Source organism: Azospirillum sp. HJ39 (genome assembly GCF_041507355.1).
Lineage (GTDB): Bacteria > Pseudomonadota > Alphaproteobacteria > Azospirillales > Azospirillaceae > Azospirillum > Azospirillum thiophilum.
In genome coordinates this window covers 635,565-654,844 of the sequence record NZ_CP167909.1, presented here as the reverse complement: position 1 = coordinate 654,844, position 19,280 = coordinate 635,565, and the positions used below count along the sequence as shown (strand labels likewise).

The window sequence follows — 19,280 nt, the reverse complement described above, 5'->3', positions numbered from 1 at the left end:
AGGCCGGCCCGCATGGACAGATCAGCGCGGCCGGGCCAGCGCCCGGCGGAAGGCGTCCAGCGTCTCGGCGCTGACATGGTGCTCGATGCCCTCGGCATCGATCCGCGCGGTGTCGGGGCTGACGCCGAGCGAGCGCAGGAAGGCCTCCACCGTCTGGTGGCGCACCCGGCTTTCCTCGGCGATCCGGCGGCCGGCGTCGGTCAGGAAGACCGAGCGGTAGGGCCTGCGGTAGACCAGCCCGTCGGCCGCCAGCCGGTCGAGCATGCGGGCGACGGTCGGCTGCGCGACGCCCAGCCGCGCGGCGATGTCGACCTGACGCGCCTCCTGCCCGCTTTCGATCAGGTCGGCGATCAGCTCGACATAATCCTCGGCCAGGGCGCCGCGCTGCGCCTCCCGCGTCTTGCGGAAGCCCTCGGCATGGAGTTCGGCGTCGGGAAGGGCCGTTTCGGCCGGCACGGCGCCGCCCCCGATGTCGCGGCCCCCGCCTTCGCCAGTCCCGATGTCGCCGCAATGGTCGCAGCGGTCTTCCCAGCCCGTTGATTTCCGGGGATCGGCCATCGCGCGCATCGGCTCCTTTCCATCTTCCGTTCCACCCTCCGACGCCCGGTATCGGCGGTCAAGCCCTTCGGAGCGGCGTCGTTCGGGGGACATGGCGATTCCGGCGAAAAATTTCCGGTCCGGAAAGTATAGCATCTTGCATACTCGATGCGGCGATACATACTTGATTGATACCAATTCGCAGTTCGGCCGGGAGTTTCGTCGATGTCGGAAGCCGAAGCCGTCGTTCCGCCGCCCGTCGCCTGGAAATATTCCAGCCCGGACGGACAGGGCCGGCCAAGCCTGCCGGAGGTCCATGCCTCGGTCGCGGTGCCGCAGGGCGGCTTGTGGCTGCGGCGGATGCTGGCCTTCGCCGGCCCCGGCTACATGGTGTCGGTCGGCTATATGGACCCCGGCAACTGGGCGACCGATCTGGCGGGCGGATCGCAGTTCGGCTACACGCTGCTCGCCGTCATCATGCTGTCGAACCTGATGGCGATCCTGCTGCAGTCGCTGGCGGCGCGGCTCGGCATCGTCACCGGCCGCGATCTGGCCCAGGCCTGCCGCGACCATTACCCGCGTCCGGTCAATCTGGTGCTGTGGGTGGCCTGCGAGGCGGCGATCATCGCCTGCGACCTGGCCGAGGTCATCGGCACCGCCATCGCGCTGAACCTGCTGTTCGGCATCCCGCTGATCGGCGGTGCCCTGATCACCGCGCTCGACGCCTTCCTGGTGCTCCTGCTGATGCAGCGGGGGTTCCGCTACCTGGAAGCCTTCGTGGTGGCGCTGCTGGTCGTGATCGCCGGCTGCTTCCTGGTCCAGATCATCGCCGCCGCCCCGCCGGTCGCGGCGGTGCTGCACGGCTTCGTGCCCTCGACGCAGATCGTCACCAACCCGGCGATGCTCTATATCGCCATCGGCATCCTGGGCGCGACGGTGATGCCGCACAACCTGTACCTCCATTCCTCCATCGTCCAGACCCGGGCCTATCCGCGGACGGAGGAGGGGCGGCGCGACGCCATCGTCTGGGCGACCGCCGACAGCACCATCGCCCTGATGCTGGCGCTGTTCGTCAACGCCGCCATCCTGATCGTCGCCGCCAGCGTCTTCCACGGCAGCGGCCATACCGACGTGGCGGAGATCGGCCAGGCGTTCGAGCTGCTGTCGCCGCTGCTGGGATTGGGCATCGCCTCGACCCTGTTCGCCGTCGCCCTGCTGGCGTCGGGCCTGAACTCGACGGTGACGGCGACGCTGGCCGGGCAGATCGTGATGGAAGGCTTCCTGCGCCTGCGCCTGCCCCATTGGGCCCGCCGCCTGCTGACCCGCGGCCTCGCCATCGTCCCGGTGGTGGTGGTGACGGCGCTCTACGGCGAGAGCGGCACCGCGCAGCTGCTGGTGTTCAGCCAGGTGGTGCTGTCGATGCAGTTGCCCTTCGCCGTCATCCCCCTGGTCCGCTTCGTCACCGACCGCGGCAAGATGGGCAGCTTCGTCGTCCCGCGCTGGGTCGCGACGCTGTCCTGGGCGGTGGCCGGCATCATCGTCGTGCTGAACCTGAAGCTGCTGTACGACACGCTGGCGGCCTGAAATCGGACCGGTTGCGGGATTCCGGCTGCGGTGGCGGCCGGAAAAACCCGCTTCGCTGCGTGACCGGCGGGCACTCTCTCCACACAACAGAAAAAGTGCGCTCTGCCAATTATTTTTGGTGGAAACCACTGGAATGCTCGCGTAAGCACGATGCATCCGGTGCGAGAAATTCTTTCAATACGACAATTTTATACCGGCACCCCCACCCTCCCCGGCGCCACCGCCGGACGATTTCTGGAGATGGAGCGCATGACGGCCGACACCCCCGATCACGACAAAGCCCCGCCCTGCTTCGACTGCGCCACCGACGCCACCCGGCGGCTGGACGAGATGTTCATCGGCATGGTGCAGATGAAGCGGCTGGCCCTGGGCCAGAAGCCGGCGGAACGCGCGGTGTTCCGCAAACTGCACGGTACCGCCCGCGGGCGGCTGGTGATGAATCCGGACCGGCCCGACTCCCTGCGCGTCGGCGTTTTCGCCAAGGACGAGCTGCCGGCCTGGGTGCGCTTCTCCAGCGACACCGGCCCGACCTCGCCGGACCTGAATTCGACACTCGGCATCGGCTTGAAGGTCTGGGGCGTGGACGGCGTGAATGCGCTGGGTGAGGCGGGCGACGTCGCCGACTTCATCATGCAGAACTTCCCGGTCTTCTTCGTCGACGACGCACAGGCGATGTGCGAGTTCACCTATGCCGGCGTGGTGCTGAACGATTATCCCGGCTATCTCGCCAAGCATCCCAAGACCAACGCCATCCTGAACCGGATGTCGGCGCAGGTCGACGGCAGCGTGCTGACCACGCAATATTGGGCGATCCTGCCCTTCGCCTTCGGCCCCGACCGCTACGCCAAATATTCCCTCGTCCCGGAAGCGCCGCCGCCCGGCCATCCGGCGGTCAACGTGCCGACCGACGACAAGAACTACCTCGCCACCGACCTGACCGACCGGCTGTCGGAGAACGAATACCGCTTCACCTTCATGCTGCAGGTGGTGCCGAAGAGCGCAGGCTATCCGCTCGACAAGGCGACGGAGGAATGGCCGACCGACCAGTATCCCTACCAGCCGGTCGCGACCCTGATCCTGCCCAGGCAGGACGTCTGCGCCCGCGGCCAGGCGGACTACGGGCAGGAGCTGGCCTTCAACATCTGGCGCACCCCGGTCGAGCAGACCCCGCAGGGCAGCATCGCCGCGGTGCGCAAGCTGGTCTACGACCATGGGGCGGCCGTCCGCCACCAGGCCAACGGCCAGCCGCTGGAGCAGCCGACCCGGCCGCGCGGCGAGGCCCCGCCGCCGCCGCCGGACGATTGCATCGTCAAGGCGGTGATCCATCCCGCCATCGGCGTCGCCCGCATCGGCAACGCGCCGGACGGCTATTTCGTCGGTCCGGAGGTGTCGAACCCGAAGCCGGAGATCGTCGACGGCACGCGGGCCGACACCCCCTATCGCGATGCCGAAGGCCGGCTGCTGCCGCAGGCGGCACGCTTCCGCATCTATGGCGTCAACGCCATGGGCCGGATCGTCCGCGAACTGACCGGAGAGGACGGCAAGGCCGACATCACCTGGAAGGTCCATCTCGCCAACAAGAAATCGGCCTGGTACGCCTTCCAGCTCGCCCTCGACATTCCGGAGGCCTCCGCCGTCGACCCGAGCACGCTGCGCAACCCGACGGTGACCAACAAGGACCGCGAGGCGCTGGTGCTCGACGCCGGGGAGCATCAGATCCGGGTCGGCCACGGCAAGCAGAGCCGGAAGATGGTCGCCGGCCAGTTCATGCACCAGGGCGAGCCGGTCCGTCTCGGCCGCATGTGGTGCGAGAAGGACGGGCGCCTGCTGGTCACCGGCGGCCGGGGCCGGTCGGCCTCCTACAACGGCACCAAGGCGATCACCTTCGGCAACAACGAGGGCTGGCACGACGACGTGTCGGACGGGCCGGTCGATGCCACCGTCACGCTGAACGGCGTCGAGCTGCCGGTCACCCCCGCCTGGATCGTGGTGGCGCCGCCCAACTACGGGCCGCAGCAGAAGTCGGTCCGCACCATGTGGGACCTGATGCGCGACGTCGCCATCCAGGCCGGCACGCTGCCCAAGCCCACGCGCCCCTCCTTCACCTATGACATCTACCCGGTGTTCGAGCGGATGACCGGGCTGCAATGGGTGAATGCAGGCTTCGCCGCCGGGTTCGGCTGGAAATCCGCCAACGACTTCACCAGCCCGGACTGGATCGCCCGGCTGAACGACCGCAGCCTCGCCAACCAGGAGACCCGGCGGGTGCTGAAGAACGCCTTCCGGCACGATGCGGTCGATTCCTGGTCGCCGACGCCCTGGCCCTGGGTCTATGGCGACGCGATGAACATCCCGCCGGCCGAAACGCCGCGCCAATACACCTCGCTGACCCAGACCCAGCTGGCGATGCTGGACCAGTGGGTGGCCGGCGACTTCGACGACGATTGGGGCAAGGTCCCGGTCTACACCGAGTTCGACCAGGTCCCGCTGGAGCGGCAGGGCGAGGTGCTGACCAAGGCGGCGCTCGACTTCTGCCTGGCCGACGCCTTCCATCCCGGCTGCGAGATGACCTGGCCGGTGCGCGCCGCCACCATGTACATGGAACCCTTCCGCTTCGCCCATGCGCCGAAGGGCTGGGTCGAGCCGGGCATGGGGGCGATCCTGTCCAGCGACACGGTGACGATCCCCAACGGCCCGCTCTACGGCCAGCTGCCCGGCGGCATCACCCGCTGGATGGCGGTGCCGTGGCAGACCGATACGGCAAGCTGCCGCTCCGGCTACAGCGCCGACTACGACCCCTATGTCCCGACCTTCTGGCCGGCCCGCGTGCCGAACGAGGTGCTGACCCGGGAGAATTACGAGATCGTGATCGACGCGGCGCAACCGGCGCAGGTGCGTCTGGCCGCCTTCGCCAACCGCGCCGCCTGGATCGCGCCGCTGGGCACCACCAGCTACACCGACCAGATCAACAACATGATCCATCACTTCGACCATCTCGGCGTGGTCGAGGTCAACCCCGGCCCGACCGACGAGGAGGGCGCCCGGCTGTTCCCGCCGCTGATCGGGGTCGAGGACCGGCACACCCCCATCCACGATGCCGGCGACACCGTCGACGCCAAGGCCGGCCACGCCCGGCACCACACGATGAAGAGCGACGCTCCGTCCGCCACCGGCGGCGGAGGAGGACGCCTGGCGGAGCGGACCCCGGTCGACCTGTCCCGGATCGACAAGGTGCGCCGCTTCCCGCGCGGCCTGCGCCGCTGACCGCAGGGGCGCAGGTGGCCGGAGCGGGTGCCATCGAGGTGGGTGCCATCGAGGCGGATGCGGTCGTAATCGGCGCCGGGCCGGCCGGCGCCGCATTCGCCCTCAATCTGGCGCCGCTGCGCCGGGTCCTGGTGCTGGACCGGCGGGACGCCCCCGCCGTCCGCATCGGCGAATCCCTCGCCCCCGCCGCCCGCCGGCTGCTGGCCGACATGGGGCTGTGGGACGCCTTCCTGGCGGAAGGGCACGCCCCCTGCCATGGCGGCCGCTCGGTCTGGGGCGGTCCCGACCCGGTCCTGTCCGACAGCCTGCGCGACCTCGACGGGCCGGGCTGGCATCTCGACCGCGGGCGCTTCGACGGCTGGCTGCGCCGGATCGCGGTATCGCGCGGGGCGGCACTGCTGGTGCCGGCCCGGCTCAAGGCCGTCTCCCCCGCCAATCCCGGCGAATCCGCCGGCAGGCGGGACGGCTGGCTGCTGGAGGTGGAGGCGGCAGGCCGCCGCATTCCGGTGCGCACCCGCCTGCTGGTCGATGCCGGCGGGCGCAGCTCGCCGCTCGCCAGGCGGCTGGGGGCGCGGCGGATTGTGTCGGACCGGCTGGTCTGCGGCTGGCTGCATGGGCGGGACGCCCCCGGTCCCCGACCCGGCCTGACCCGGATCGAGGCGGAACCGGACGGCTGGTGGTACAGCGCGCCGCTGCCGGAGGGCCGCCGGGTGGTCGCCTTCCACACCGACGCCGACCTGCCGGCCGCAGCCGACGCCCGCGACGCCGACGCCCTGATGCGGCGGCTGGCCGGCCGCCCCTTCCTGTCGGAGGCGATGCGTGCCGGCGGCTTCGAACCCGCCGGGGCGGCCGGATTCTGCGCAGCCCACAGCACGACGCTGTCATCCGCGTCGGGGGACGGCTGGCTGGCGGTCGGCGATGCCGCCCTGGGCTTCGATCCGCTGTCGTCGCAGGGGATCCTCAACGCGCTCTACACCGGGCTGGCGGCGGCGGAGGCGGCGGACCGCCACCTGTCGGGCGATGCCGGCGCCCTGCCCGGCTACGGCGCCGGGCTGTTGCCGGTCGGCGACGCCTACCGCAGCCATCTGCGGGCATGGTACGGGCTGGAACGGCGCTGGGCCGACCGGCCGTTCTGGAGCCGCCGGCTGGCGGCGTGAGGAGGCGCGGCTTCGCTTCGATGCAGGGCCGCGGACCGTCCACCCGCGCCTCGGCCCGTCAACGCCCGGCGATGGCAGCGTTCAGGGAATCGATCAGGATGTGGTCGTCGACCGGCTTGCCCAGCAGGCCGCAGGCCCCGCCGCCCAGCGCACGCGACCGCGTCGCGGGGTCGGCATAGGAGGTCATGAACAGGATCGGCGGCCGGACCCCGCCGGCGGCATTCAGCCGCTCCTGCAACTCCAGGCCGGACAGGCCCGGCATCCGCACGTCCAGGATGATGCAGGCGATGTCCGCCCGGTCGGCACGGGCGAGGAAATCCTCGGCCGATCCGAAGGGCTGGCAGCGGAAACCGGCCGATTTCAGCAGGTCGTCGAGCGCCTCGCGGATCGCCTCGTCGTCGTCGACCACCGCTATCAGGGGTTCATGGGACAATTTCTCGATGCCTCGACCGAATGGCGGCGCCGGTCCTCGGCGTCACATGCATCCTATCCGGACGGGGCGGGCCGGAGATAGCCACACCTAGGTCTAGCGAGGGTCTAGCGAGGGTCTAGCGAGAACCGGGGAGCCCGTGCCGTCAGCCGCCCGCCTCCAGCATCTCGACCTTGCGGACGAGGTCGGCGACCGAGCGCACCTGCATCTTCCGCATCACCTTGCCGCGGTGCAGCTTCACCGTGACCTCGCTGATGCCGAGGTCGCCGGCGATCTGCTTGTTCAGCCGGCCCTTGACCACCGCCGCCATCACCTCGCGCTCGCGCGGGGTCAGCGAGGCGGCGAGCGACGCCACGCCGTCGGTGACGGCGCGGTCGCGCCGGCGGGCGCGGTCCTTGGCGATGGCGGCCTCCACCGCGTCTAGCATGTCCTGGTCGCGGAAGGGCTTGATCAGGAAATCCTCCGCCCCGGCCTTCATGGCGCGGACCGACATCGGCACGTCGGCGAAGCCGGTCATGAAGACGATGGGAAGCGCGATGCCCAGGCTTTCCAGCCGGGCCTGGAACTCCAGCCCGCCCAGGCCGGGAAGCCGGACGTCGAGAACCAGGCAGCCGGGCCGGTCGGGCACCGCCGCATCCAGCAGTTCGGCCGTCGTGCCGAAGCTCAGGCCTTCGATGCCGACGGACCGCAGCAGATCGACCAGCGCCTCTCGCATGCCCTCATCGTCGTCGACGACGAGAACGAGCGGAACGTCGTCAGCCGGGAAGGGGGCCGGCAGCGGGGCGGGGGTCGGCATGGCGGTCAGTCCTCCTGTGCTGCGGGCAGCGGGGCGGCGGTTGGCGATGGAACGGGGGACGGAACGGGAGACGGCGGCGGCGCGGCGGCGGGAATCGTGAATTCGAACACCGCCCCGCCCTCCTCATGGTTGCGTGCGGTCAGCGTACCGCCGCAGGATTCGACGGTCGAGCGGCAGATGGCCAGCCCCATGCCCATGCCGTCCGGCCGGGTGGTGAAGAACGGATCGAACAGCCGGGCGCGATGCTCCTCGGCGATGCCGGTGCCGCGGTCGCGTACCGACACCCGCACCTGCGCGGGATCGGGGCTGTCCACGGAGACCGTCAATTCCCGCTGGGCGGTCCCTGCCCCCATCTCGGCCCCCTTCTCGGCCCCCTTCTCGGCCCCCGTCTCGGCCATGGCGTGCAGGCCGTTGGCGATCAGGTTGATCAGCACCTGCTGCAAGCCGACCCGGCTGGCCCGCACCGGCGGGACGCCGTCGGCGAAATCGGTCGCCAGGGTGGCGCCGCCCGCCGACAGCTCGCGCTCAAGCAGTTGCGCCGCCTCCTCCACCAATTGGGGCAGGTCGATGATCTCGTCGCAATTGGCGTCCTTGACCAGCATGCCACGCGTCCGCTGCACGATCTCGCCTGCCCGCTTGCTGTCGCGGACCATGCGCTCCACCGCCTTGGACGCGGTGTCGATGTCGGGGGGATCGCGGCGCAGCCAGCGCAGGCAGGCCTGCGCGTTCAGGACGATGGCGCCCAGCGGCTGGTTCAGCTCGTGCGCGATGGAGGCGGACAGGGCGCCCAGGGTGGCGGCCCGCGCGGCGCGGGCAAGCTCGGCCTGGGCCGCCAGAAGCGCCTCCTGCGTCCGTTCGCGCTGGGTGATGTCGACCACGCCGACCACCACCTGATCGAAGCCGATCCCGTCGTCGGGCAGGCTGATGCCCAGCAGCACCGTCAGGACACGGCCATCGGCGGCGATCAGGCGGGCACGCCCCTCGAACCGGTCCCTCCCCTCATGGATGGCCAGCAGGGCGTCCAGCATCGCCGGATCCTCCGCCGGCAGGAAGCGTTCGAGCGGCCCAAGCACCTCCGCCCGGTCGGCGGCGCCCAGCAACTCCAGCGTCGCGTCATTGACGTTGGTGGTGACGATCAGCGACGCCATCCCGCGCGCCCAGCCGGGATTGGCCTGGGCATGGGCGGCGAGATCGGTCACGCCCGCGGCCCGCAAGGCGTCCAGCGCGTCCTTGACCCCGCTGAAGTCCTGCTCCCACAACGAAAAGCGCGCCTGCTCGAACATGCTGCGGTAGCGCTTCTCGCTGCGCGCCAGCGCCCCGTTGGCGCGGACCAGCAGCGCACGGGACAGATGGTCGCGCACCAGGAGGGCGGTGGTGATCAGGATCGCCGCCAGCGACACGCCACAGCGCAAGGCCGACTGCACGTCCATGTCGTGCCAATGGGACAGGAGAAAGGACAGCACGGCCAGCACCGCGCAGCCGGCGCCGACCCGGACGATGCCGGCACGCGGCAGCGCGTTGGCAGCCAGCATCAGGACCAGGACATAGAGCACGGCGATCGCGCTCTCGATGTCGGTGAAGGTGTCGACGGCGAAGACCGTCAGGCCGAGCAGGAACGCCAGGGCGCCGAACCGCAACTCGTTCCGCCGCCGGGACTCCGGCGACGCGCCATAGCCTGCAACCATGTGCCCGCCCCCACACCCTTGCGGCTTGCCGCCCTGCTTCGCGGACAGCCTAGAGGACGGCCGCCCGCGCTTCTTGAAGGATCTGTCGCTGTTTTGGACGATCTGGACCGGCTTCCGCCAGTCATACCTTGGTTTAGCTGTCCACGGCCGACACCGGGCCTTTACTTCGCCACCGGCCGGCTTCATCGTCGGACCGGGTTCCAGGGCAGCGGCGGTCCGCGGGACTACCCCCGGAGCGCGAACAGTCCGAGCCCGAACAGAAGGAAAAGCCGGAATGAGCCTTCCACCGAACGACCAGGTCCAACTCGTCGCCTACCTCGTCGCCACGGAAGGCGAGGAACAGGCGCTGGCCAACGCCATCGCCGACATCGTCCCGGCCGTGCTGGAAGAGCCGGGCTGCCTGGGCTATGCCGCCCATGTCATCCGCGACGTCCCCGGTACCGTCGTGATGTACGAGGTGTGGGAGAATCGCGCAGCGCTCGATGCCCATTTGTCCGGGGCCAATTTCGCCAGCCTTTCCGCTCTGTTCAAGACGTTGTTGAGCGAACCGCCGCGCATCGACCTGCTGCGCCGGATCGCCTGACACCGCGTCCGGCCCCGCTCAGGCGCGGTCCGCGTCCGGCGCCGCGAAGGCCGTGCGCGCCGCGTCCAGGATTTCTTCCGACAGCGCGGGATCGTCGACGGCGCGGGCCAGGATCAGGGCGCCGACCATGCCCGACAGGGTGGCCAGCGCCGCCTTGCGCCGTGCCGCGGCGGACCGGCCGGACACCAGCCGATCCAGCAGCTCGATGAAGGGACGCAGCCCGGCGGTGAAGGCCCGGCGCGCCGCGCCGCCTTGCCGCGCCGCATCCACGCCCAGCGCCGCGATCGGACAGCCGGCGGCCGGATTGTCGCGATGGGCCGGCGTCAGATAGGCGGTGACGAGCGTCGACAGCCCATCGCCGCCGGCCGCCGCCCTGCGTTCCCAGAGCTGCGCCGATGCCGCCATCGCCCCGGCGCAGGCTTCGGCCGCCAGATCGTCCTTGGACGCGAAATGGCCATAGAAGCCGCCATGCGTCAGGCCGGCCTCCTTCATCAGGTCGACGACGCCGATGCCGTTGAACCCGCGTTCGCGGAACAGCGCCCCGGCCACCTCGACGATCCGGCGCCGGTTCTCCGCCGCCTGTTCCTTGCTTACGCGCATGCCCTGCCCCCGCTGGACGGGCGCGCACCGGAGCCGCCCCCGTCGGGATTTCATCGGCTGAATATATGATGGCCATCATTATTTTTGCAATCGGGACCGCCGGCCCGGCTCCGGACGCATGCGGCATTGGCCGGGCAGGCAGGCTCCTGCGGCATGTGTGCATCGCAGCGAAATCCCTTGACCGCGATCATGGCCGGGTTATGTTTTAGATCATTCGATACAAAACGGTGGAGCGGAGAGCCGACGATGGCGCGACCGCGGAAATTCGACGAGACGGCGGTGCTGGACGCGGCGGTCGACCGCTTCTGGACGCAGGGCTACGAGGCGACATCGACCCGCGAGCTGGCCGAGAGCATGCGGATGACGCTCGCCAGCATCCACAACGCCTTCGGCGACAAGCGGGCACTGTTCCGCCGTGCGCTGGAGCATTACCTGGACGGTTCGCTGCGCGCGCGCATCCTGCGGCACGAGGCCGTGGCCTCCCCCGGACTCGCCATCGCCGGCTTCCTGCGGGAGAGCATCGAGCGGTCGCTGGGCGACGGCTGCCGGCGCGGCTGCCTGCTGGTCAACTCGGCGCTTGAGGTCACGCCGGCCGACCCGGACATGCGCGCCTTCCTCGACGCCGAGCTGTCGACCATCGAAGGCTTCTTCCGCCGCTGCATCGTCAAGGGGCAGCAGAGCGGCGACATCCCCGGCCGGATCGATCCCGACGACGGCGCCCGCCTGCTGTTCTCCAGCCTGCTGGGCATCCGCGTCCTCGCCCGCATCCGCCCCGAACGCGACCTGCTGGAGGGGGCGGCCCGCGCCGCCCTGGCCAGCCTCGGGCTGCCGGCGATGCCCGATCGCTGATCCACTGCCGGCACGCTTCCTTCCCAAATCCCGATCCCCGAAGGCGGGCCGCGAGCGCGGCTCCGTCAACAGCAAGGCACGACCATGGGCAGAGCAACAGCAGCCGCGGCGCCGGATCGCCGCCCCGATCCCCGCGATGACCGCCTGGACGGGGCCGCCTGGATGGCGACGCTCGCCGGCATGGCGGGAAGTCTCGTCGCCATCGGGCTGGCGCGCTTCGCCTATACCCCGCTGGTCCCGTCGCTGATCCAGGCGCACTGGTTCTCCGCCGGCGACGCGGTGACGCTGGGGGCGGCGAATTTCGCCGGCTATCTGGCGGGCGCCCTGCTCGGACGGCCGATGGCGGGGCTGCTGCCCAGCCGGACGCTGCTGCGCCTGCTGATGCTGGCGGCCTCCGTCGCCTTCATCGCCTGCGCCTATCCGATCTCGACCGGCTGGTTCTTCGCCTGGCGCTTCCTGTCGGGCCTTGCCGGCGGCGCCATCATGGTGCTGGTCGCGACCTCCATCCTGCCCCACATCCCGGCATCCCGCCGCGGCTTCGCCAGCGGAATGATCTTCCTCGGCATCGGGCTGGGCATCGCCGCCTCGGGCACCGCGGTGCCGGCGCTGATGCGGCTGGGGCTGCACGAGACGTGGCTTGGGCTGGGCGGGCTGTCGCTGCTGCTGACCGCCCTGTCCTGGTTCGGCTGGCCGCCGTCGGCACCGCCGCAGGGCATCGCCACCCCGCCGGTCGAGCATGCCCCGCGGCACGAGGGCGGCGTGCTGCGTGTCCTCTATGCCGAATATGCGCTGAACGCGCTGGGGCTGGTGCCGGTCATGCTGCTGCTGGTCGATTATGTCGCCCGCGGCCTGCATCACGGAGCCGACGTCGGCGCCATGTACTGGGTGCTGTACGGCGTGGCGTCGGTGGCCGGGCCGGTCGCCGCGGGAACGCTGGCCGACCGGATCGGCTACGCCGCCGCCTACCGCATCGCCCTGCTGCTCCAGGCGGTGGCGGTGGTCACGCTGGCGACCAGCGGCCATCCGCTGGCGGTCGGCGTCGCGACGATCGTCGTCGGCGCCCTCACTCCGGGCGTGGTTCCCCTGGTGCTCGGCCGCATCCACGAGCTGCTGCCGCACAGCCACACCGAGCAGCGCGCGGCCTGGAGCCGGGCGACCACGGCCTTCGCCCTGTTCCAGGCGCTGGGCGGCTACGGCTATTCCTACCTCTTCGCCCACAGCGGCGAGAGCTACTCGACGGTCTTCCTGTGCGGCGCCGCCGCCCTGGCCGTGGCGCTGGGCATCGACAGCCTCGCCAACAGCCGCCACCGCCGCCGCGCGGGCACCGGCTGATCCCTCCCGGCCCCCTGATCCGCCCCCCTTCAGGCCAGCGGGAGCCCAGCCGGCGCGCGGAGCCTCGCGCCGGCCGGCATCGCATCGGCGGGCGTGTTGCTGTGCCGCCAGTTGCGCGGCGAGATGCCGACGAGACGGCTGAAGGTGCGGGTGAAATGGCTCTGGTCGGCGAATCCGCAGGCGAGCGCCACATCGGCCAGGGTCTGCGACCGGTCGCGCATCAGCGCCTTGGCATGCTCGATCCGCCGGTGCAGCAGCCATTGGTAGGGCGTGATGTTGGCGGTGCGCCGGAAGGCGCGGACGAAGTGGCCGACCGACAGCCGGCATTCGGCAGCGAGGTCCGCCAGCCGGATCTCGCCGTCGAGATTGGCGGCGATCATCTCCTTCACCCGCCTTTCCTGCCAGGGGGCCAGCGTACCGCCGCCCTTGGCCTCGCTCAGCCGGCCATAGGCGGTGACGATGTGCAGCGCCAACGCCGAGCAGATATGGTCGAGGAACAGCGGGCTGATCCGCTCCGGCAGCGCCAGCGCCGGCAACAGGGCCGACGCCAGGGCGGCGATGGTCGGATCCTCGACCGGACGGCTCGGCCGGATCGCCAGATCCTCCAGCCGGCCGGCCCGCGCGTCGGGACACAGCCCCTCCAGCACCGGCCGCGGCAGATGGAAGGTCAGCGTGTCGAAGGCGGAATGCATGTGGCAGGCGATGTCGCGGCGGTAGTCGTGGATGGAGGTCAGCCCGGCGATGTTCCGCGGCTTTTCCACCAGTTCTCCGTCGACCCACACGTCGGAGCGGAAATTCGACAGATGGTGGCTCACCAGGAACGCATCCTCGGCGGTCGGGCTGTGGAAACGGCCGACATCGTCGGTGGCGCAGCGAACCCGCGCGATCCCCATCATTCCGCATCCGGACCGGACGACAGTCACATTCGGCTTTTCCGGAATCGTAACGAAACGCAGCTGGAGATTGCTTTGAGAGGCCGAGGCCATGGGTGTCTCCGTGGTCTTGCGTGCGGACGTCCGGCCCGGTCATCCGGCGGGAACCCGGATAGATGGTCCGTCCTTCGAGGCAGGACGGGACGGCGCGATGCGCGACGGCCCGGCTGGCTCCCATGGAGGGTAAGCGCGGCGACAGGTCGCAGGCCACTAGACACAGATTGACTTCGGCAGTGTTTAGGTAGGGCGACCCTAGACCTTGGTCTAGGATCCGGCCCGCTCGTCGACGGTCGGTCTGCCGGTTTCAGGACAGATGGCGGCGCAGCGCGTCGATCACCACCGCCGGCGCGGACAGGTGCGGCAGATGGCCGGACGCGTCGAGCACCTCCATGACGCTTCCCTGCAGATGGCGGTGCAGGTAGTCCGCCGCCTCACGGGTCACCGCTGGGTCGTGACTGGCCTGGAGAACGACCGCCGGCACCCGGATCTCGGCCAGCCGGTGGCGAACGTCGCTTTGCAGGATGGTGATCAGCAGCGACAGCGCCCTATCCGGCCGCATCGCCCGCAGGGTCGCCACGAATTCCCGGACCGCCGGGGCGTCCGCCGGGCCGGAGACGACCATCTCCCCGAAGCTCGCGGTCCATTGCAGATAGTCCCGGGTCGCGCTTTCGATCAGGCCGTCGATGTCGGCGCCGTCGAATCCGCCGCGATAGTCGCCCCGGTTGCGATAGCAGGCGGACGCCCCCAGCAGCACCAGCTTCCTGAAGGCATAGGGCGCCCTGATCGAGGCGAGCGCCGCGATGGTGCCGGCCACCGAATGGCCGACGCAGACGCAGTCGAAGATCCGCAGGGCGTCGAGGACGGCGACCACATCGCGGACATAGGCATCGAGTGAGCCGTAGCGGACATGGTCGTAATGGGTCTGGCTGCCCGGCCCGATTCCCGTCAGATCGAACAGGACGATGCGGTAGCGGTCCTTGAACGCCTCCACGACATGGCGCCACGCCGCTTGGCCGGTGCCGAATCCCGGAACGAGGACAAGCGTCTCCGCCGCCGACCCGATGACGGTGACGTTGTGACGTTCCAGAACCGAGCCACCGCTTTCGATCATCGTGACGTTCCAACCACAGCAATGCCTAATGCAACCATCCTGTGCAGCCACAACGCAAGAGACATCGGCGCAAAAGACATCGGCGCAAGACCGCCGGCTCAGCGCCGCAGGTGTCGGCGGACAGCATCGGCGGCCTGGATCACCGCCTCTTCGGCCTTGCGGACATGGCGGGTCATTCCGGCGAAGGAATGGGGCAGCGCGTCATGCAGCACCAGCCGGTGCGGAACCTTGGCGTCCTCCAGCCGCCGGGCGAGGCGCAGGCTGTCGTCGCGCAGGCAGTCCAGCCCGGCTGCCGCCACATGCAGCGGCGGCAGCCCGCGCAGGTCGGCGAGCAGCGGGGCGGCGCCGGGGTCGCGGGTCATGGCATCCCGGCCGAGATACTGCCGCCAGTACCAGCGCATCCGCCCGGTGGTCAGGCCATAGTCGCCGCCGCCGAACAGCCGGTGCGACTCCGTATCGAAATCATGGGCGAACATGCCGTAGAGCAGCATGCCGAAGGACAGCGGCGGTCCCGCCTCGCTCCGGGCGTCGAGCGCCAGTCCGAGCGCCAGGTTGGCCCCGGCCGAATCGCCGCCGACGGCGATCCGCTCCGGGTCCAGCCCGTGATCCGCGCCATGGCGCACCACCCAGCGCAACGCGGCCAAGGCCTCTCCCCGCTGGTGGGGATAGCGCCTCTCCGGGGCGAGGCTGTAGCCGACGGCACAGACCGCCACACCGCCATGCCGGGCCAGCAGGCGCAGCAGCCGGTCATGGGTGTCGATCGAGTTGACCGCGAACCCGCCGCCATGGAAGTAGATCAGCACCGGCAGGGGGGCGTCTCCGACGCCTGCCCCGCCGCCTGCCTCGCCATCCACCGGGCGGATCAGGCGCAGGCGCAGCGGTCCCGCCGGACCGGCGACCTCGACCTCCCGCACTTCCGCCGGCAGGGCGGGGCCGTTGAGGAAGGCGTGGTAGCGCTCCGCCGCGTCCCGCGCCTCGGCCAGCGGCTGGCGGAGCGGATCGGCAGGCGCCAGCCCGGCGCGGGCGGCCAGGGCGCCCAGCTCGGTGACTTCGGGATCGAGCAGGCTGCGGCGAAGAGGCAGGCCATGGCAGAAGGGCTGGATCGTGTCAGGCATCACGGGCGCTCCCGGCGGTCACAGGATGTAGGACATCACCAGATACAGCACCGCCTCGCCGTCGCCGGGATTGCGGTAGCCGTGCGGGACGTCGGCCTCGAACAGGATGGAGTCGCCCTCCTCCAGCCGGTGTTCGCCATCGGCGGTGACGATCTCGACCGGGCCGCGCCCGACCAGGATGTTCTCCACCGTGCCGGGGGAATGGCCGTCGGACTCCTCGTCGGCACCCGGGGACAGGCGAAGCTCGTAGAACTCGACCTGACGCTCCCCCTTCAGCGGGAACAGCGCGCGGGAGGTGAAACGGCCGTCGCGGGAGGTGAGGCTGCGCGACTCCGCCCGCCGGATCACCGTGGTGCCGGCATCGCCGCCGGTGCTGAGCAGGCTGGAGAAGGACAGGTCCAGCGCCTTGGCCACCGTCCACAGCGTGGCGATGTCGGGGCGGTGGCGCCCCTCCTCGATCGCCGAGAGAAGGGCGCGGTCGATGCCCGACAGCTGCGCCAGCCCGTCGACCGACAGTCCCTGGCGGCGGCGGAAGGCGCGCAGATTGTCGCCGATCACGCCGACGAGCTGGTCGACCGATGCCGGGGACGAAGCCGGGTCGGAGCCTTCGCCGGACATGGCCGCCGGGGCGCGGAGCGGGCGGTCGAATGCGGGGGCTGTGCCGATCGTCATGGATCCCTGCTCCTGCAACGGTGATGATCGGGACGGGGCGAACGGACAAGGCAGGCCGGGCCCGATGGAGGTCGGGAGGATTGAACACCAAACATGCCTATCTATCAAGTAGGCAATTCTGCATTTCGGTGTTATTTATCGGCCGAGCTTGATGGTATTCAACGATTATAATTTGTTCTAATTGGACCGAAGAGAGGGTGTCAAAGCATGTCGCATGGAAAGCCGGGGGCGTTCACCGTCGGGATCACCGACCATATGATCCCGCCGCCGGACCTGGAGGCCGCGGTGCTGGACGGGGTGGCCGAAATCGACTTCCTCGATACGCGGCGGGAAGAGGATCTGGACCCGGAACGGCTGGCACGGCTGGACGCGCTGCTGGTGTGGAGCACCAGGATCGGCCCGGCCACGGTGGACAGGCTGAAACGCTGCCGTGTCGTCGTGCGGTTCGGTGTCGGCTACGACCGGGTCGACGTCGCGGCGCTGGAGGCGGCCGGCATCCCCTTCGCCAACAACCCGGATTACGGGACGGAGGAGGTGGCCGACCATGCGGTCGCCATGATCCTGTCGCTGCAACGCCGGCTGTGGGAGCATGACGGGCGCGCCCGCGGCTATGGCGCGACGTGGCAGGCCAACACGCTGACGCCGCTGCATCGTTCCAGTGCCGCAACGGTGGGCGTCGTCGGGGTCGGGCGGATCGGCACCGCGGTGGTGAACCGGTTGAAGGGCTTCGGCTACCGCATCCTGGGCTACGATCCGCTCCAGCCGGCCGGACACGAGAAGGCGGTCGGCTACCGCCGCGTCCGCCGGCTGGAGGAACTGCTGGCCGAATCGGACATCGTCACCTTCCACTGCCCGCTGACGGGCGAAACGCGCGGCCTGCTGGACGAGGCGACGCTGGCGGCGATGAAGCCGGGCGCCATCCTGGTCAACACCGCCCGCGGCGAGCTGTTCGCCGGGCTGGACCCGGTGGAGGCGGCGCTGCGCAGCGGCCGGCTGGCGGCGCTGGGCACCGACGTGCTGCCGGTCGAGCCGCCGGCCCCGCACCCGCTGCTCGACGCCTGGCGGGCGCGGGAGGAGTGGCTGGCCGGCCGGCTGGTGGTGACGCCGCACAACGCCTTCCACTCCGATCAGGCCGCGGTGGAGATGCGTCGGAACGCTGCCGAAACGGTGCGGATCTTCCTGGAGGACGGGGTGCTGCGGAACAGGATCCGGGCGTAGGCGCCGCCCCGGCCGAAATCCGGTCCGGACATGGCATCGCCCTCCGGCGAGGGCGATGCACGCGTCACATCAAGCCGTCCCGTACAGCCTGATGCACGGTTCTCACGGCCGGCTGGAAGCCGAGGCGCCGGGCGAGCGAGCCGTCCATATGGATGTGCCACGGGTTCGCCAGAGGCTCGGCCGAGGGCCTGATCGGCTCGCCGGCCAGCTCGGCGAGTTCGTAGAATGACGTCGGCGCCTCATCGGCGATGTTGACGATACGGCCGTCCATCGCGCCGGTCAGCGCCAGCATCATGGCGGTGGCGATATCGCGGTGATGGACCATGCTCATCCTCTGGGCAGGATGGAAATTGGCCCGCTCCACAAGCCCGGGGAGCGATTCGATGTGACCGTCCCTGTCGCCGTAGACGAAGCCGAACCGCTGGATCGCCCAGGTCAATCCGCTGGCCCGCAGCGCCGTCTCGGCCGCCAGCTTGCTCGCCGGGTAATCGAGCTGCGGATTGCACTCGTCCTCCTCCCGGCCGGGACGGGGAGAGTCCCTGTCATAGATCAGCGCCGTGCTTGCCATGATGAATCGGGCGGCGGGCGCATGCATTTCCACCGCGGCGATGAGGTTGCGCGTGCCGTCGAGATTGCTCTTCCAGATCAGCTCCGTGTCCGGCGTGCGGAACACGGCTGCGAGGTGGATGACCGCCGACACGCCCGATACGGCCGACACAAGCGACGCCGGGTCGAGCAGGTCGCCTTCCACCGTCGCCACCCCCGAACCGAGCCCCCTGCCTGCCCGCAGGAGCGCGCGGCAGTCGATCCCCGCCTCCCGAAGGCGCGGGACGAGACGGACACCGACGAGCCCGGTGGCCCCGGTCACCAGGACGGTCATGGACTTTCTCCTTTTTTGAGAAGGGTTTCCAGACGCTCCGTTGCCGTCCGGAGAACTCTGACCGCCGTCGCGAGGTCGGCCTCGTCGATGCCGTCGAAGGCGACGGAGCGGATGAAGGACAGGTCAGGCAACTCGCCCCACAGCCTCGTGCCGGCGGCGGTGATGCGGACGAGCTTCTGCCGCTGGTCGGCCCGGTCGGGCACCTGTTCGACAAGGCCCTTGCGCACGAGGGTCGCGACGATGCCGGTCATCGTCGCGCGCTCTATGTCGAGCAGCCGCACGAGATCGCGCTGCATCGTCGGCCCGGCACTCACGAGCCGGTGGAGCACATACCACTGCACGGAGCCGAGGTCATGGGGTCGCAGGGCGGAATCCATCGCCGCCCGGCCGGCGAAATAGCAGCGTTTCGTCCAGGCTCCGATGAGGGCCTGGGCCGGCCTGTCCTGATCGTCCGCCAAGGCGGCATCCTCCATATTTGCTAGCTACCTAGCAAATATGTAAGGTACCAAACAAATGTCAAGGATCGATGTGCAAG

18 protein-coding genes are annotated in these 19,280 nt (G+C 70.0%); 7 read left to right on the top strand and 11 right to left on the bottom strand.

Annotated elements, in window-relative coordinates:
• Positions 1 to 21: 21 nt before the first annotated feature.
• Positions 22 to 558, bottom strand: coding sequence for a manganese-binding transcriptional regulator MntR (mntR, locus tag ABMY26_RS10425; RefSeq protein ID WP_372395626.1), 537 nt, complete (start codon positions 556 to 558; stop codon positions 22 to 24).
• Positions 559 to 762: 204 nt separating this feature from the next.
• Here mntR and ABMY26_RS10420 point away from each other — a divergent pair, with 204 nt between their 5' ends.
• The 3 genes from ABMY26_RS10420 to ABMY26_RS10410 all read left to right on the top strand — a co-directional run bounded on the left by ABMY26_RS10420 (position 763) and on the right by ABMY26_RS10410 (position 6,542).
• Positions 763 to 2,121, top strand: a complete 1,359-nt coding sequence (locus ABMY26_RS10420; RefSeq protein WP_372395625.1) for an Nramp family divalent metal transporter — start codon at positions 763 to 765, stop codon at positions 2,119 to 2,121.
• A gap of 249 nt (positions 2,122 to 2,370) precedes the next feature.
• The gene (locus ABMY26_RS10415; protein ID WP_372395624.1) at positions 2,371 to 5,385 is read left to right on the top strand and encodes a LodA/GoxA family CTQ-dependent oxidase; all 3,015 of its coding nucleotides are present in this window, start codon (positions 2,371 to 2,373) and stop codon (positions 5,383 to 5,385) included.
• Positions 5,386 to 5,399: 14 nt separating this feature from the next.
• On the top strand, positions 5,400 to 6,542 hold the full coding sequence (locus ABMY26_RS10410) for an NAD(P)/FAD-dependent oxidoreductase (protein WP_372395623.1): 1,143 nt from the start codon (positions 5,400 to 5,402) through the stop codon (positions 6,540 to 6,542).
• A 58-nt stretch (positions 6,543 to 6,600) separates the two neighbouring features.
• Here ABMY26_RS10410 and ABMY26_RS10405 read toward each other — a convergent pair whose 3' ends face one another.
• The 3 genes from ABMY26_RS10405 to ABMY26_RS10395 all read right to left on the bottom strand — a co-directional run bounded on the left by ABMY26_RS10405 (position 6,601) and on the right by ABMY26_RS10395 (position 9,453).
• Positions 6,601 to 6,975, bottom strand: a complete 375-nt coding sequence (locus ABMY26_RS10405) for a response regulator transcription factor (protein ID WP_372395622.1) — start codon at positions 6,973 to 6,975, stop codon at positions 6,601 to 6,603.
• 142 nt (positions 6,976 to 7,117) lie between these two features.
• Complete coding sequence (locus tag ABMY26_RS10400; RefSeq protein WP_045585644.1) at positions 7,118 to 7,768, bottom strand: response regulator transcription factor; 651 nt, start codon at positions 7,766 to 7,768, stop codon at positions 7,118 to 7,120.
• Between the two features lie 5 nt (positions 7,769 to 7,773).
• Positions 7,774 to 9,453: an ATP-binding protein gene (locus tag ABMY26_RS10395; RefSeq protein WP_372395621.1), complete on the bottom strand. Its 1,680-nt coding sequence runs from the start codon at positions 9,451 to 9,453 to the stop codon at positions 7,774 to 7,776.
• 274 nt (positions 9,454 to 9,727) lie between these two features.
• Here ABMY26_RS10395 and ABMY26_RS10390 point away from each other — a divergent pair, with 274 nt between their 5' ends.
• A complete protein-coding gene (locus tag ABMY26_RS10390; RefSeq protein ID WP_372395620.1) occupies positions 9,728 to 10,036 on the top strand; it encodes a putative quinol monooxygenase in 309 nt (102 codons plus the stop codon).
• 18 nt (positions 10,037 to 10,054) lie between these two features.
• Here the strand turns inward: ABMY26_RS10390 and ABMY26_RS10385 are convergent, their stop codons facing one another.
• Positions 10,055 to 10,636 (bottom strand): TetR family transcriptional regulator, encoded by a 582-nt coding sequence (locus ABMY26_RS10385; protein WP_372395619.1) that lies wholly within the window; start codon positions 10,634 to 10,636, stop codon positions 10,055 to 10,057.
• A 246-nt stretch (positions 10,637 to 10,882) separates the two neighbouring features.
• Here ABMY26_RS10385 and ABMY26_RS10380 point away from each other — a divergent pair, with 246 nt between their 5' ends.
• Positions 10,883 to 11,485 (top strand): TetR/AcrR family transcriptional regulator, encoded by a 603-nt coding sequence (locus tag ABMY26_RS10380; RefSeq protein WP_372395618.1) that lies wholly within the window; start codon positions 10,883 to 10,885, stop codon positions 11,483 to 11,485.
• 84 nt (positions 11,486 to 11,569) lie between these two features.
• Positions 11,570 to 12,817: a YbfB/YjiJ family MFS transporter gene (locus tag ABMY26_RS10375; protein WP_372395617.1), complete on the top strand. Its 1,248-nt coding sequence runs from the start codon at positions 11,570 to 11,572 to the stop codon at positions 12,815 to 12,817.
• 29 nt (positions 12,818 to 12,846) lie between these two features.
• On the opposite strand, the gene ABMY26_RS10370 is transcribed toward ABMY26_RS10375, so the two are convergent.
• From ABMY26_RS10370 to ABMY26_RS10355, 4 genes are all read right to left on the bottom strand, one after another.
• Positions 12,847 to 13,713 carry a helix-turn-helix transcriptional regulator gene (locus tag ABMY26_RS10370; protein ID WP_372395616.1) on the bottom strand — a complete coding sequence of 289 codons (867 nt, stop codon included), beginning with the start codon at positions 13,711 to 13,713 and terminating at the stop codon, positions 12,847 to 12,849.
• Positions 13,714 to 14,053: 340 nt separating this feature from the next.
• On the bottom strand, positions 14,054 to 14,860 hold the full coding sequence (locus ABMY26_RS10365; RefSeq protein WP_372395615.1) for an alpha/beta fold hydrolase: 807 nt from the start codon (positions 14,858 to 14,860) through the stop codon (positions 14,054 to 14,056).
• A gap of 98 nt (positions 14,861 to 14,958) precedes the next feature.
• Entirely contained in the window at positions 14,959 to 15,975 is a 1,017-nt protein-coding gene (locus ABMY26_RS10360; protein ID WP_372395614.1) for an alpha/beta hydrolase, read from the bottom strand.
• An 18-nt stretch (positions 15,976 to 15,993) separates the two neighbouring features.
• A complete protein-coding gene (locus tag ABMY26_RS10355; RefSeq protein WP_372395613.1) occupies positions 15,994 to 16,647 on the bottom strand; it encodes a helix-turn-helix domain-containing protein in 654 nt (217 codons plus the stop codon).
• Positions 16,648 to 16,854: 207 nt separating this feature from the next.
• Here ABMY26_RS10355 and ABMY26_RS10350 point away from each other — a divergent pair, with 207 nt between their 5' ends.
• Entirely contained in the window at positions 16,855 to 17,865 is a 1,011-nt protein-coding gene (locus ABMY26_RS10350; RefSeq protein WP_372395612.1) for a C-terminal binding protein, read from the top strand.
• Between the two features lie 64 nt (positions 17,866 to 17,929).
• Here ABMY26_RS10350 and ABMY26_RS10345 read toward each other — a convergent pair whose 3' ends face one another.
• Positions 17,930 to 18,745 (bottom strand): NAD-dependent epimerase/dehydratase family protein, encoded by an 816-nt coding sequence (locus tag ABMY26_RS10345; RefSeq protein WP_372395611.1) that lies wholly within the window; start codon positions 18,743 to 18,745, stop codon positions 17,930 to 17,932.
• On the bottom strand, positions 18,742 to 19,203 hold the full coding sequence (locus ABMY26_RS10340; RefSeq protein ID WP_372395610.1) for a MarR family winged helix-turn-helix transcriptional regulator: 462 nt from the start codon (positions 19,201 to 19,203) through the stop codon (positions 18,742 to 18,744). The genes ABMY26_RS10345 and ABMY26_RS10340 overlap by 4 nt, the downstream gene beginning before the upstream one ends.
• Between the last annotated feature and the right edge of the window lie 77 nt (positions 19,204 to 19,280).

Coding starts and splice junctions, on each gene's coding strand:
- ABMY26_RS10385 (WP_372395619.1), bottom strand. CDS start 10,636: ATGCGCGTAAGCAAGGAACAGGCGGCGGAGAACCGGCGCCGGATCGTC.
- ABMY26_RS10390 (WP_372395620.1), top strand. CDS start 9,728: ATGAGCCTTCCACCGAACGACCAGGTCCAACTCGTCGCCTACCTCGTC.
- ABMY26_RS10350 (WP_372395612.1), top strand. CDS start 16,855: ATGTCGCATGGAAAGCCGGGGGCGTTCACCGTCGGGATCACCGACCAT.
- ABMY26_RS10420 (WP_372395625.1), top strand. CDS start 763: ATGTCGGAAGCCGAAGCCGTCGTTCCGCCGCCCGTCGCCTGGAAATAT.
- ABMY26_RS10365 (WP_372395615.1), bottom strand. CDS start 14,860: ATGATCGAAAGCGGTGGCTCGGTTCTGGAACGTCACAACGTCACCGTC.
- mntR (WP_372395626.1), bottom strand. CDS start 558: ATGGCCGATCCCCGGAAATCAACGGGCTGGGAAGACCGCTGCGACCAT.
- ABMY26_RS10380 (WP_372395618.1), top strand. CDS start 10,883: ATGGCGCGACCGCGGAAATTCGACGAGACGGCGGTGCTGGACGCGGCG.
- ABMY26_RS10375 (WP_372395617.1), top strand. CDS start 11,570: ATGGGCAGAGCAACAGCAGCCGCGGCGCCGGATCGCCGCCCCGATCCC.
- ABMY26_RS10370 (WP_372395616.1), bottom strand. CDS start 13,713: ATGATGGGGATCGCGCGGGTTCGCTGCGCCACCGACGATGTCGGCCGT.
- ABMY26_RS10400 (WP_045585644.1), bottom strand. CDS start 7,768: ATGCCGACCCCCGCCCCGCTGCCGGCCCCCTTCCCGGCTGACGACGTT.
- ABMY26_RS10415 (WP_372395624.1), top strand. CDS start 2,371: ATGACGGCCGACACCCCCGATCACGACAAAGCCCCGCCCTGCTTCGAC.
- ABMY26_RS10395 (WP_372395621.1), bottom strand. CDS start 9,453: ATGGTTGCAGGCTATGGCGCGTCGCCGGAGTCCCGGCGGCGGAACGAG.
- ABMY26_RS10360 (WP_372395614.1), bottom strand. CDS start 15,975: ATGCCTGACACGATCCAGCCCTTCTGCCATGGCCTGCCTCTTCGCCGC.
- ABMY26_RS10355 (WP_372395613.1), bottom strand. CDS start 16,647: ATGACGATCGGCACAGCCCCCGCATTCGACCGCCCGCTCCGCGCCCCG.
- ABMY26_RS10345 (WP_372395611.1), bottom strand. CDS start 18,745: ATGACCGTCCTGGTGACCGGGGCCACCGGGCTCGTCGGTGTCCGTCTC.